The organism is Sciscionella marina DSM 45152, assembly GCF_000379465.1.
Taxonomy (GTDB): domain Bacteria; phylum Actinomycetota; class Actinomycetes; order Mycobacteriales; family Pseudonocardiaceae; genus Sciscionella; species Sciscionella marina.
Genome location: NZ_KB905392.1, coordinates 138,307 through 150,711, shown reverse-complemented (window position 1 = coordinate 150,711; position 12,405 = coordinate 138,307). Strand labels below are relative to the sequence as shown.

Sequence of the window (12,405 nt, the reverse complement as noted above, 5' to 3'; positions counted from 1 at the left end):
GGAGTTTATAGTATACAAGCGTAGATAATAAACGAAGGGACCGTGATCGTTGTGCCCATCGTCGCGCGCAAACCCCTTGGACCCGGCGGTCCGGAAGTGCCGGTGCTCGCCCTCGGTTCGTGGAACACCTGGGACCGCATGGATTTCTCGGACGCGGTTGCTCTCGTCACCCGTGCCGCGGAATCCGGTTGCGCGTTCTTCGATATCGCGCACTACGACATGGGGCCGCACGCGGAGAATTCACGCACCGACCTCATCGCCGGACGGGCTATCCGTGCTGCCGGGCTTGCCAGGCAGGATTGGTTCTACTGCGGGAAACTGTGGCTCTGGGACTATCCGGCGACCGGGTTCGCCGGACAACTGCGCACCGCACTGCGGCGGGTGGGCACCGAGTACGCCGACGCGGTCGTGCTCGGCGACTATCTCGGCGAGCTGCCCGTGCGTCGGGTGCTCGAGGACGTGACCGAACAGATCGAGGCGGGCCGGTTCACGCACTGGGGAGTGAACAACTGGCGCTACCGCGATCTGCGGACCGCGCTCGATCTGGCGCGCGAACACGGCCTCGTACCGCCGGTGTTCGCTCAGCTGAAGTACGGACCGGTACGCCGTGCCCTGGCCGAAGGGCGGTACTACGCCCCACTCTTCGCTTCCGGCGAGTTGGCGCTGCAGGCCTCCGATGTGTTCGAGGGCGGAATGCTGCTCGGCAATCTCCGGCCCGCCCGCAAGATCGGCGCGGACATCGGTGGCATCCGGTACCGCATCGCCGCGACCGCGGACCGGTTGCGCACGCTCGCCGGGGAACTGGACTGCTCACCCGCCCAGCTGGCGATCGCGTTCTGCCTGGCCAATCCGGCCACCGCGAACGTGCTGCTCGGCATGTCGAGCATGGCCCAGTTCACGGACAACCTCGGTGCCCTGGCGCTGCTCGACCGGCTCGGGGCGCAACGGCTGCGCCGGTATGCCGAGCCGCTGTGGCTCGACCGGCACATCGCGTCCGACGGGACCTGGTGAACGGAGTCTTTCAAACACCGGAAACCGATGGAGGAGAAATGGCAACACCTGCTACCCCGGAACGAATCGTGGACATCGCCACCGGATACATGGGTGCACGGCAGCTGTTCGCGGCCGCGCGGATCGGCTTGTTCCGCGCGCTCGACGATGGTCCGCACACCGTGGCCGAACTCGCCGAGGCCACCGGCAAGAAGGAGAACGTGGTACGCGTCCTCGCCGACAGCATGAACGGCCTCGGACTGCTGGACCGGGATGCCGGGCGGTACCGGCTCGCCGCGGACGCCGCGGAATTCCTTTCCGGGAAGGCGGAAACGGATCTGCATCCTTTCCTGAATTTCCTGGCCGAGATCAGTTATGGGCACTGGTCCGGCTTCGACACCACGGTCGATACCGGGCAACCGGTGCCGCTGGCGATGGACGAGGATCGCTCGGCGGCGTTTCTGTCCGGGGTGATGCGGTACAACGCGCTGCACGCGCGGGTGCTGGCCGAGTGTTTCGATTTCCGGCCGTATCGCGAACTTCTCGACTTCGGTGGGCTGTCCCCGTCCTTCACCATCGCGGCGTTGCGGGCCAATCCCGCCCTGTCGGCGCGACTGGTGTTCGCCGAGGAATTCACCGCGGAACTCGGCACGGCACTCGAGCAGGCCGGGCTCACCGGCCGGGCGCGCGTCGAACCAGCCGCGACCGAGACGGCGCGGCCCGGTGGGGAACACGACCTCGTCCTGCTCAACCACGTCGTGCACCGCTTCGACGCGGAGCGGAACCGGGCGATCCTGGCCGCCGCGCGAGGCGCGGCCCGTCCCGGTGCCCGTCTCGTGTTGCTCGACTTCTTCCTCGACGAGGACGAGCGTCAACGTCCGGTGGATGCGCTGCACGCGGGGGAGTATCTGGTCATCGACGGCACCGTGGTCTACCCGGAGAGCGTGGTCGCGCAGTGGCTGGAGGAGACCGGCTGGCGGAGGCATTCCGTGCTCGCCCTGCCCGGAAGCCCGCGTGCGGTACTCGCCGAAGCGGTCTGATCACCAAGGGGCACAACGGTTCCCTGGGGGTAGCCAGGTACTTGAAATGTTAGTCGCCAGATGTAGAATAATCTGTCGAGTCGGAGAGAAGGATCCATGCGCCGAATCCGGAAGACCGTGCTCGCCGTGCTCGGCACCGGGCTGCTGCTCGCCGCGTGCACGAATGTCGGCGCCATCTCCGGCGGCTCGCAGGGCAATGGGCTCAAGGTCGGGGTCTTCCAGGATGTGACGTCCTGAGATCCGGCCGATGCGGATATCGGTTTCGACGGACCCTACTTGTCCGCGGTCTACGATCCGCTGGTCGCGCTGGACAAGAATGCGCGGCCGATCCCGGCGCTGGCGAAATCCTGGAAGTATTCGGCGGATCACCGGGAACTGACCATGCATCTGCGCGTCGGAGTGCGATTCTCCGACGGTGAGCCGTTCGATGCCGCGGCCGCGGTGGCGAACCTGCGCCATCTGAAAACCGGGACTCGGTCCGGGGAGGTGTACCGAGCGGTGGAAAGCATCACCGCCGCGGGTGCGGATACCGTGATTCTCGGACTGCGGAAGCGCGATGACGCGCTGCTGTACTTCATGGGGCTCGGCCGAAGCTGGATGGCCGCGCCGGCCGCGATCCGGGCGGGCACCCTCGCCGGGAAACCCGTCGGTTCCGGCCCCTACACCCTGGACACGGCCGGGACGACCTCCGGTTCGCAGTACACCTTCGGCAAGAAGCGGCGGCACTGGGACAGCGGTAGGTATCCCTTCGCCACGGTGCGGTTGTTCCCGATCACGGATCAGACCGCGAGCCTCAACGCCATGCTTTCCGGTCAGCTGGATGTCAACTACGCCAATCCGATGAACATCCCGCAGGCGCGGCAGAACGGCTGGAACATCGCCTCGAAAGTGGCCACCTCGGTGGGCATCCAGTTCGCCGACCACACCGGGAAGCGGCTGAAACCCTTGGGAGACATCCGGGTTCGCCAGGCGATCTGCTATGCCTTCGACGGCTCGGCGATCCTCCGGGCGGTGGCCAGCGGCGCGGGCACGGTGAGCGACCAGCTGTTCCCCGTGGGCGAGCCGGGGTACGAACCCGGCCTCGACCGGCGCTATGCGCACGATCTGGCGCGGGCCCGGCAGCTGATGGCCGAGGCGGGCTATCCGCAGGGATTCCCGGTGACCATGCCGATGTCCCAGCCTTACCAGCAACTGCAGCCCGCCGCCGAGCAGACCCTCGGCCAGCTCGGCATCCGGGTCAGCTGGCAGAACATGTCCCAACCGGACTACCAGAAGAACGCACCGACCTACCCGATGTTCCTCGCCGTGCTGGCCCTGGACGCGAATCCGGCCGCGACCGTGGTCAACCGGATCACCTCCCGGTCCTGGTACAACCCGGATCCCTCGGTGAACGCCTTCCCGGAACTGAGCCGGATCCTCGGTGAGCTCGGTACGGCGGCCGGGGATCGGCGCCCGGAGCTGATCCGCAGGCTCGACACCGCGCTCGTCGGGCTGGCCTGGCAGAACGTGTGGTACCAGGCGGACAACACCTACTTCAGCGTCCGGGGGATCAAGGTCACCCCGATCACCGGGATGATGTTCCCGACGCTGCGGTTCATCCAGCGAGGCTGATCAATCCGCGGCCTCGGCACCACGGCGGAAGAAGTCCGAGATGCTCACCTTCATCGTCCGGCGCCTCGTCTCCGGGATCGTGCTGCTGCTCGTGGTCACCTGCGGTTCGTTCTTTCTCGCGCACCTCGCGATCGGCGACCCGACCCCGGGACTGCTCGGCAACAGCGCCAAACCCGCGCAACGGCAGGCATTACGGGAGAAGCTCGGCCTCGACCGGCCGTTGCTCGTCCAGTTCTGGGACTGGTTCAGCCACGCGGTCCGCGGTGATTTCGGCACCTCCTGGCGGAATTTCCAGCCGATCTCCGAACAGATCGGATTACGGGTTCCCGTCACGCTTTCGGTCGTGCTCACCGCCACACTGCTTGCCGCGCTGCTCGGTCTGGTGATCGGGGTGGCCAGCGGCAGGCGTCCGGGCGGCATCCTGGATCGCTGCCTGAAGTTCGCCTCCGTCGTGCTGTTCGCGCTGCCCGGATTCTGGGTGAGCCTGGTGCTGATCATGTGGTTCGCCATCCAGCTGCGCTGGTTCCCCGCGGTCGGTTATGTTTCTCCGGACGAGTCGGTGCTCGGCTGGCTGCGTTCGATCACGCTGCCCTCGATCGCGCTGGCACTCAGCGCGATCGTCATGGTCGCCGAGCAACTGCGCAACGGTTTTTTCGAGGTGGCGAACCAGGATTTCGTGCGCACCCTGCGGGCACGGGGCCTCTCCACGCGCCGGATCACCGTGCACGTGCTGCGCAATGCCTCACCCGCCGCGCTCACCGTTCTCGCGCTCACCTTCGTCGGCCTGCTCGGCGGGGCGATCGTGGTGGAGCTGGTGTTCAATCTCCCCGGTATCGGCACGCTGACCCAATCGGCCTCGCAGATCGGTGACATTCCGATCCTGCTCGGCCTGACCGTGGTGACGATCGTGTTCGTCGTCATCGTCAACTTCCTGCTCGACCTCGTCCTCGGGTGGGTCAATCCGAAGGTGCGTGATCAATGACCGCCCCTAATCGCGGCCCACTGGCCCGTTTCCTGCGCAAGCCGCTCGGACTCGGCGCCCTCATCGTCCTGCTGGCCGTGCTGCTGCTCGCCGTGTTCGCTCCGCTGCTGTCCCCGTACGACCCGGGTTTCGTGGACTACACGATCACCCATGCTCCGCCGAGCGCGGCCCATCCGCTCGGCGGTGACTCGGCGGGACGCGACATCCTCAGCAGGCTGCTCTACGGTGCGGGCAGCACGCTCTACGGCGCGGTCGCCGCCTGCCTCACCGGTGTGCTGCTCGGGGTTCCCTCCGGGGTGGCCGCGGGCTATCTCGGCGGGCGCACCGACCGGATCTGCTCGTGGATCAGCGATGGCCTGCAGTCGGTTCCCGGCATGGTGGTGCTGCTCATCGTGGCCGCGGGGACCGGGGTGAACTTCACGGTGATCATGGTGACCGTCGGCGTGTTCACCGCCCCCGGCTACTACCGGATCGCCCGCGCGCGTGCGCAGGCGGTGCGCGGTGAGCCGTACATCGACGCCGCGATCGTCGCCGGGATCGGCACGCCCCGGATCCTGGGCACGCATCTGCTCCGCGCGGTCCGCGCACCGGTGATCATCCAGAGCGCGCTCGCCGCGGGGCTTTCCATGGCCATGCAGGCGGGGCTGCAGTTCATCGGTATCGGGACCACCGAACCCAGCTGGGGCGAGATGATGAACGACGGTTTCCGCACGATGCTCAGCTATCCGCTGATCCTGCTGTGGCCCTCGCTCGCCCTCGGCATCACGATCGCCGCGGTGGCCTTCCTGGGGTCCACCCTTGCCGACGTGGTCAACGCGTACACCAGGGAAGGAGAGCCGCGCAGCGGAACGGTCACCGTGCCGAGGGAACCGAGCGGGACACTGCGCCATGCGGAACAGGACTGCGCGCTGCGGGTACGGAATCTGCGCGTCGGTTATCCGGACGGCTGGGTGGTCGACGGGGTGACCCTGGACGCCGCGCGCGGTGAGGTGCTCGGCATCGTCGGCGAATCCGGTTCGGGCAAATCCCAGACCGTGTTCTCGGTGCTCGACCTGTTGCCCACGGCGGCGCGCACGAGCGCGGACAGCATCCGGATCGGCGGGCGCGAGGTACTCGGGCTCGCCTCCGGTGCGCGGCAGGCACTGCTCGGCACCGAGATCGGCTACGTGCCACAGGAACCGATGACCAATCTGGATCCGTGCTACACGATCGGATACCAGCTCACCGAACCGCTGCGCGCGGTGCACGGGCTGCCGAAGGCCGAGGCGCGGCAGCGGGCGCGGGCGATGCTCGGCCGGGTCGGCATCCCCGATCCGGACCGGGTGCTCGCCGCCTATCCGCACCAGATCTCCGGGGGCATGGCGCAGCGCGTGCTCATCGCGGGCGCGGTCGCGGCCACTCCCGGGTTGCTCATCGCCGACGAACCGACCACGGCCCTGGATGTCACCGTGCAGGCCGAGGTGCTCGAACTGCTGCGGGAACTCCGGGCGGAGTACGGCATGACGCTGGTGATCGTCACGCACGATTTCGGTGTGGTGGCCGATATCTGCGATCGCGTCGTCGTGATGAAGGACGGCGCGATCGTGGAGTGCGGCGATGTCCGGGACACCTTCCGGAGTCCCGCCGATCCCTATACCGCGCGCCTGATCGCCGCCTCCCTCGACGATACTCCCGGGCGGGCCGAACTCGACGCGGCGGTGCGCTCATGAACGCCGGACCGCTGCTCGAGGTCACCGAACTGGTGGTGGAATACCGCAAGGGCCGCCGGGACCGGTTTCGCGCACTCGACCGGGTGAGCCTGACGATCGGTGCCGGTGAATGCCTCGGTCTCGTCGGGGAAAGCGGCTCGGGGAAATCCACGCTCGGCAAGGCGATCCTGGGCCTGACCGGGATCACCTCCGGAACGGTGCGGTTCGGCGGCCGGGATATCACCGGGCTGCGCGGTGCCGCACGCCGGGAGCTGGCCGCCGAGTTGCAGGTGGTGTTCCAGGATCCGTACGGCTCCCTGGCACCCACGTGCACCATCGGCCGCACGATCGCCGAACCGTTGCTCGCCGCAGGAGAATCGAAGGCCGATGCGCTCCGTGCGGCCACGGAGATGCTCGACCGGGTCGGGCTTCCCGCAGCGGCGGTTTCCCGCTATCCCGCCGAATTCTCCGGAGGGCAGCGCCAGCGCATCGCGATCGCGCGGGCCCTGGTCCGGCGACCGCGGCTGATCGTCTGCGATGAGCCGGTGAGCGCGCTCGACCTGACAACGCAGGCGGCGATCATCGAGCTGTTCCTCGAGATCCAGCAGGAGACGGGCGTGTCCTATCTGTTCATCTCGCACGATCTCGGTGTGGTGCACCGGCTGTGTCATCGCGCCTGCGTGCTCTACCGGGGCGAGATCGTGGAATCGGGCTCGGCCGTGGTGCGTTCGCCCAGCCATCCCTATACGCAGGAGCTGCGGCTTGCTTCGCCGGTCGCCGATCCGGTGCGCCAGGCCGAGCGCAGGCAGACCTGGCTCCGGCTGCGCGGCCAGGGCCGTACCCCGGTAAACTGAGCCGACCATGCCGAAGATCATCGACCACGATCAGCGGCGCCGCGAGATCATCGAGGTCGCGAAGCAGCTCATCATCGAGGGCGGATTCGACGCCGCGACGATGCGCAGCATCGCGGCCGCCGCGGGATTCGCGAACGGCGCCCTCAAACGCTATTTCCCGAGCAAGGACAGCATCGTGGCGGCGACCTTCCAGAGTGTGCTCGCGGAGATGAGCGAGCGCATGGGGGACACCGATCCCGCGCTGAGCTCCCAGGAATCGCTGCGCCACTACGTCGAGGCCGCGCTGCCACTCGACGAATACCGCATCGCCTCCGCGCGGGTACTGCTCGCCCTGTGGGAGTACTCGGTGGCCAACGCGGAACTGGCCGAGCTCTACCGCGCGCACCTGGCGAGCTGGCGCTCCCGGCTGGCCGAACGCATCGCCGCGGTGCGCGGCCACGGTGAACCCGAGGATGCGCCGGAGGTGACCGCACTGGCCAGCGAGATCATCTCCACCTCGATCGGGGCCAATGTCACCAGTCTGATGTATCCGGACGGGTCCCTCATCCCGGAACATCAGGCGTACGTGCATCGGCTGATGCGGCACATCACCCGCTGACCAGGAAATCCAGTACCCGGTCGCGGAACTCCGTGCTGTGCAGGGCTTCCCGGTGGTCGCCCGGCACCAGTCCGGATACTCCATCGCCGAGGTGACCGGCCAGCAGGGACGGATCCGCGGCCATCGTGTCCCGGTTCCCGGCGAGCACCAGGGTGGGTACCGGAGGAGGATTCGCGGCCGGATCGAAGGGGCTGCGGGCGAGCCCCGCGACGAGCCGGATCAGCGATTCCGCGGGCCGGCCGTCGGCCGCGATCAGTTCGGCGATCGCGGCGGTGAGCGGATCGGCAGCGGCACCCGAGCGCAGCGCGGCCACATCCACCGCGGCGAACGGATCCTGGCCGCTCAGCCCGCCGAGCACGAGCCGCCGCACCGGAACCGGGCTCGCCGCGACGAAATCCCAGGCCAGTCGGGCACCGAGGGAGTAGCCGACCACATCGATCTGCGCGGTGGGTGCCGCGCGCGCGGCCGAACCGAGCCGGGCGAGCACCCGGTCCAGGGTGCCGTCCTCGTCCGAGCCGATCGGGGGAGCCGAACCGTGCCCTGGAAGATCGGCCACCAGCGCCTTCCGGCCGGACCGGGCCAAGGGGTCCGCCCAGTCCACGGACGGCCAGTCCCGCGCCCCGGTGGAGGCGAAACCGTGCAGGAAGAGTACGAACGGAGCGTTCATTCTACGATCGTAGATTAAAAATCGATGCCGGACCAGTACAATGGCGCCGCCCCCAAGTGCGGCAAGATCGGATAAACTATCCAGCGACCACCCGTCCACCGAGCGTTATGAGCAGATCCGTCAGGGGCCATGGGCAAGCAGACCGCGCACCACAGCAGTGAGACGGCTTTCGTCCGGCCGAAGACCGCGCAGCAGGCGGTTTTCGAGGCATTGCGGCACGAGATCACCACGGGGGAAAGGTCGCCGGGCAGCGTGATCGTGCAGGACGCGGTCGCGGAGAAGTTCAACGTCAGCCGGATCCCGATCCGCGAGGCGCTCAAACGGCTCGAGGCCGAGGAATACGTCAGTTATGCCCCGCACATGGGCTACCGGGTCACCAAGCTGACCGTCGATGAGCTCGCCGAGGTCTTCCATCTGCGCGATGTCCTTGAGGCGGAGCTCATCAGGGATGCGATGCCGAAGGTCACCGGGGAGGACATCACGCAGATGCGCGAGGCGATGGCCGAGATGGACGAGGCCGCGAAGGACGCGGACCTGATCGCACTGGGTGTGGCCAACCGCCGGTTCCACGAACTGACCTTCGCGCGCAGTTCGATGGAGCGCACCAAACGGATCGTCGCGCAACTGTGGAACACCGCCGATGCCTACCGCCCGCTGTACGCGGAGCTGATGGACATGTCGAAGGTGAACACGGAGCACGTGCTGATCACCGAGGCGATGGCGGAGCGGGACACCGACCGGGTCATCGCGCTCAATCACGAGCATCGCAAGCGCTCCATCGATCACATCCGCGAAGCGCTCGCCGAGTAGGCCGCCCGTTGCGGGCTCAGCCGTTCAACGCCCTGCCCAGCGCCAGACCGAAGGCGAGCCCGGCGAGTGCGAGCAGTCCGGTCCGGGCGAGTTCCGGGCGTGGCAGTGTGAGCCGTCTGCGTGGTGCCGGTGGCGCGGCCGCCGGTTCGTTCTCGCCGCCGAGCAGCGCGTCCAGCCGGGCCACGAACTGCTTCACGATCCGCCCGCTGACCTGGCTGATCACCCCACTGCCGAACTGCGCGATCCGCCCGCCGAGGTCGAGTTCGGTCGTCACGCGCACATCCGTGGTGCCCGCGCCCCCGGCCCGGGCGCGCATGGTGATCGTGACCTCGGCACTGCCCTGACCGGTGCCGTCCTTGGCGGTGCCGCGCACCACGAGCAGGTGCTGATCGTCGTCCTGTTCGAGCACCGTGGCCGCACCGGCGAGGCCCAGCTTCACCGGTCCCACCTTCACCTCGACCCGTCCGCGATATCGCGCGCCGTCCTGTTCCTCGATGCTCGCTCCCGGGATGCAGGACGCCACGGCGGGCACATCGGTCAACACGGACCACGCCGCGGCCAGCTCCGCTGCTACCGAGAACTCGTTGACCAGTTCCATTCGGCCTCCTTCGCCCTGGTGGACGCCGGTTCGCCGGGGCTCGCGGCAAATTCGGCGCAGAAAACCCTGGTATTGGATTTCGGATACAAGATACAGTATCTGCCAGCTTCAGTGTCGAAGAGCGATGCGCCACCGCGGTGACGCAGGAAGGCAGCCGGAACATGCTGAGCAAAGGTGTCGGGTTGTTCCCGACCGAGCCGGTCGGCGCGATGCGCGACTACGTCCATCTGGCCGAGTCACTCGGATACGACAACGTCTGGATCGGCGATTCGCAGAACATCTGGCGGGAGTCGAGCACCGTGCTCGGGGCGGCGGCCGTCGGCACCGAACGCATCGTGTTCGGCACCGGGGTCACCAATGCCGTGACCCGGCATCCCTCCGTGCTGGCCTCGTCCTGGGCCACGCTCGCGGAGTACACCGGAAACCGCGTGGTGCTCGGGATCGGCACCGGGGATTCCTCGCTGCGCACTATGGGACTCACGCCGCAAAAGCTCGCCGAGCTCGAGGCCTCGATCGCCGAACTGCGCGAGCTGTTCGCGCGGAACACGGTCACCGAACCGGAAAGCGGGGCCGGGTACCACCTGAACTACCTGTCCGAGCCCGCCCGGATCCCGGTCTACATTGCCGCTTCCGCGCCGAAGATCCTGAAACTCTCGGGGCGGATCGCCGACGGGGTGATCGTGCTCGTCGGCACCGCCCCGGAGTTCATCGAGGGCGCGCTGCGCACCATCGAGGAGGGAGCCAAGGAAAGCGGGCGCACCCTGGAGGATCTGCGCATCGTGCTGTGGACCCCCACCGCGATCGACACCGACCGCACGCGGGCCCGGGATCTGGTGCGCGCGCACGTGTCCCGGGTGTGCATCCGCCCGCTGCCGGCGCCCATCGACCCGGACCTCGAAGCGGCGGTGAACCGGATCCGTGAGTCCTACGACTACTACCATCACATGGACACCGAGGCCGCGCACGCCGATCTGGTCCCCGACGAGCTCGTCGATCTGTTCGCGTTGGCCGGTACCCCGGAGGAATGCCTGAAACGGTTGCGGGACATCGAATCACTCGGCGTGGACCAGGTCTCGATCGTGCCGTTCGTCCGGCCGGGGGAGAGCAGGGCGGGCACCATCAGGACCTTCGCCGGGCTCGTCGACCAGCTGTGAACGGGTACGCGAAGGCGCCGATCGAGTGAGCATCGTAGCGAGCTCTGGCGAGTGAGGAGCGGAGCGAGTGAGTAGCCGAGCAGTCGATTACGCGAAGGCGCCGATCGAGTGAGCATCGTAGCGAGCTCTGGCGAGTGAGGAGCGGAGCGAGTGAGTAGCCGAGCAGTCGATACAGCAATTCAGGAGACAGGTTTTCCCGCTCCGGGCAGTGCGGCCCCGGGTGCTCCGCCCGCGCTGCATCGTCCGGTGACCGAAGCGGACGGGAGCACCGCACCGGCAACGGCGGCACCGGTATCCGCGGGCGAGGTTCCCGCCCCCGCCCCGAACCTGATGCAGCTCGCCGTCGTGCTCGGCAGCGCCGCCCTCGGGCTCGAACTGTCCCGGTTCTTCCGGGCGCGCCGATCGGATGCGCCATGACCAGGATCGCGCGTTCGGTCCGGGTACTGTTCGGGGTGCTCGTGCTGCTGCTGGCCGCGACCGGGTGCGTCAACGAGGCGGACGGCCCGGGCGGGCGCAGCGGCGGCAACCGGCTCAACATCTCCGCGACCGGAACCGACAGCCTGCCGTTCATGGCGATCCTGCAGGTCGGCATCGACAAGGGCTGGTTCGCCAAGGAGGGGCTCGATGTCAGTCTCTACTCCGGGGGCGGTGGCGGGAACACCTTGCGGGTGTTGACTACCGGGGACGCGGACCTGGCGATCGCGGGCAACACCTCGGTGGTGCTCGCCTCCCGGCAGCACAGCGCGAACCTCACCGTGGTCGCGCCGTGGTTCCAGCTCAACGATTTCCACTGGATCGCGCCGCGCGGGCAGCATGCGCCGAAGCCCACACTCGGCTACAGCTCCGGCGGTTCCTCGACCGAACTGCTCGTGCGCGGGCTGCAGCGCAAGCTGCACGTGGAGACCCAGGCGGTCGGCGGGATGGGCGACAACTGGACCGCCGCGCGCGCGGGCAAGATCACCGCAGGCTGGTCGATGCAGCCGTTCACCACCGAGAAGATCCAGCAGGGCGCGGAGATCCTGGTCGATGCCCGCAAGGTACTCGGTGATCTGCCCGCCGATCTCGTCGCGGTGAACAACGACTACGCGAACCGGAAACCGGAGAATCTGCGCGCGTTTTTCCGTGTGGTGCGCAGACTCGACGACTTCGTCGTGCATGACACGGCGGCAGCGGCGAAAGCGCTCGCTCCGTTGACCGGGGTGTCCGCGCCGACCATGACGCGGGCACTGACCGACACTCCGGATCTGGCGAAGGGGTACTCGCTCCGGGTGGACCCGGACGGCCTGCGCCGGCTCTCGGACCTGATGGTCTCCGGTGGTCTCATCGAACACCCCGTGGACTGGCGGACCACACTCGACCAGCGCTATCTGCCCGCCGGGCTCCGAACCTCGGCGTTCGGCGGCTGACTCATTC

At 67.9% G+C, this 12,405-nt stretch carries 14 protein-coding genes; 12 read left to right on the top strand and 2 right to left on the bottom strand.

Going from position 1 to position 12,405, the window contains the following annotated elements; genetic code table 11:
- The first annotated feature begins 42 nt into the window (after nt 1–42).
- From A37U_RS0117540 to A37U_RS0117510, 8 genes are all read left to right on the top strand, one after another.
- A complete protein-coding gene (locus tag A37U_RS0117540) occupies nt 43–1,011 on the top strand; it encodes an aldo/keto reductase (protein WP_020497966.1) in 969 nt (322 codons plus the stop codon).
- A gap of 38 nt (nt 1,012–1,049) precedes the next feature.
- The gene (locus A37U_RS0117535) at nt 1,050–2,030 is read left to right on the top strand and encodes a methyltransferase (protein ID WP_026197311.1); all 981 of its coding nucleotides are present in this window, start codon (nt 1,050–1,052) and stop codon (nt 2,028–2,030) included.
- A gap of 96 nt (nt 2,031–2,126) precedes the next feature.
- Nucleotides 2,127–2,267, top strand: coding sequence for a hypothetical protein (locus A37U_RS53705; RefSeq protein ID WP_020497964.1), 141 nt, complete (start codon nt 2,127–2,129; stop codon nt 2,265–2,267).
- Between the two features lie 39 nt (nt 2,268–2,306).
- Nucleotides 2,307–3,641 (top strand): ABC transporter substrate-binding protein, encoded by a 1,335-nt coding sequence (locus tag A37U_RS44130; protein WP_020497963.1) that lies wholly within the window; start codon nt 2,307–2,309, stop codon nt 3,639–3,641.
- A gap of 40 nt (nt 3,642–3,681) precedes the next feature.
- On the top strand, nt 3,682–4,623 hold the full coding sequence (locus A37U_RS0117525; RefSeq protein ID WP_020497962.1) for an ABC transporter permease: 942 nt from the start codon (nt 3,682–3,684) through the stop codon (nt 4,621–4,623).
- A complete protein-coding gene (locus A37U_RS0117520; RefSeq protein WP_020497961.1) occupies nt 4,620–6,332 on the top strand; it encodes a dipeptide/oligopeptide/nickel ABC transporter permease/ATP-binding protein in 1,713 nt (570 codons plus the stop codon). The genes A37U_RS0117525 and A37U_RS0117520 overlap by 4 nt, the downstream gene beginning before the upstream one ends.
- Entirely contained in the window at nt 6,329–7,165 is an 837-nt protein-coding gene (locus A37U_RS0117515; RefSeq protein WP_020497960.1) for an ABC transporter ATP-binding protein, read from the top strand. Before A37U_RS0117520 ends, A37U_RS0117515 begins: the two co-directional genes overlap by 4 nt.
- Nucleotides 7,166–7,172: 7 nt before the next feature.
- Entirely contained in the window at nt 7,173–7,763 is a 591-nt protein-coding gene (locus A37U_RS0117510; RefSeq protein ID WP_020497959.1) for a TetR/AcrR family transcriptional regulator, read from the top strand.
- Here the strand turns inward: A37U_RS0117510 and A37U_RS0117505 are convergent.
- On the bottom strand, nt 7,753–8,430 hold the full coding sequence (locus tag A37U_RS0117505) for an alpha/beta fold hydrolase (protein ID WP_020497958.1): 678 nt from the start codon (nt 8,428–8,430) through the stop codon (nt 7,753–7,755). The genes A37U_RS0117510 and A37U_RS0117505 overlap by 11 nt on opposite strands.
- A gap of 129 nt (nt 8,431–8,559) precedes the next feature.
- On the opposite strand from A37U_RS0117505, the gene A37U_RS0117500 reads away from it, so the two are divergent.
- Entirely contained in the window at nt 8,560–9,240 is a 681-nt protein-coding gene (locus A37U_RS0117500) for a GntR family transcriptional regulator (protein ID WP_020497957.1), read from the top strand.
- 16 nt (nt 9,241–9,256) lie between these two features.
- Here A37U_RS0117500 and A37U_RS0117495 read toward each other — a convergent pair whose 3' ends face one another.
- A complete protein-coding gene (locus A37U_RS0117495) occupies nt 9,257–9,838 on the bottom strand; it encodes an SRPBCC family protein (RefSeq protein ID WP_020497956.1) in 582 nt (193 codons plus the stop codon).
- Between the two features lie 161 nt (nt 9,839–9,999).
- Here A37U_RS0117495 and A37U_RS0117490 point away from each other — a divergent pair, with 161 nt between their 5' ends.
- The 3 genes from A37U_RS0117490 (at nt 10,000) to A37U_RS0117480 (ending at nt 12,398) form a co-directional block, all read left to right on the top strand.
- Complete coding sequence (locus tag A37U_RS0117490; RefSeq protein ID WP_020497955.1) at nt 10,000–10,992, top strand: LLM class flavin-dependent oxidoreductase; 993 nt, start codon at nt 10,000–10,002, stop codon at nt 10,990–10,992.
- Between the two features lie 246 nt (nt 10,993–11,238).
- The gene (locus A37U_RS51605; RefSeq protein ID WP_020497954.1) at nt 11,239–11,409 is read left to right on the top strand and encodes a hypothetical protein; all 171 of its coding nucleotides are present in this window, start codon (nt 11,239–11,241) and stop codon (nt 11,407–11,409) included.
- The gene (locus A37U_RS0117480) at nt 11,406–12,398 is read left to right on the top strand and encodes an ABC transporter substrate-binding protein (RefSeq protein WP_020497953.1); all 993 of its coding nucleotides are present in this window, start codon (nt 11,406–11,408) and stop codon (nt 12,396–12,398) included. Before A37U_RS51605 ends, A37U_RS0117480 begins: the two co-directional genes overlap by 4 nt.
- Nucleotides 12,399–12,405 lie beyond the last annotated feature (7 nt).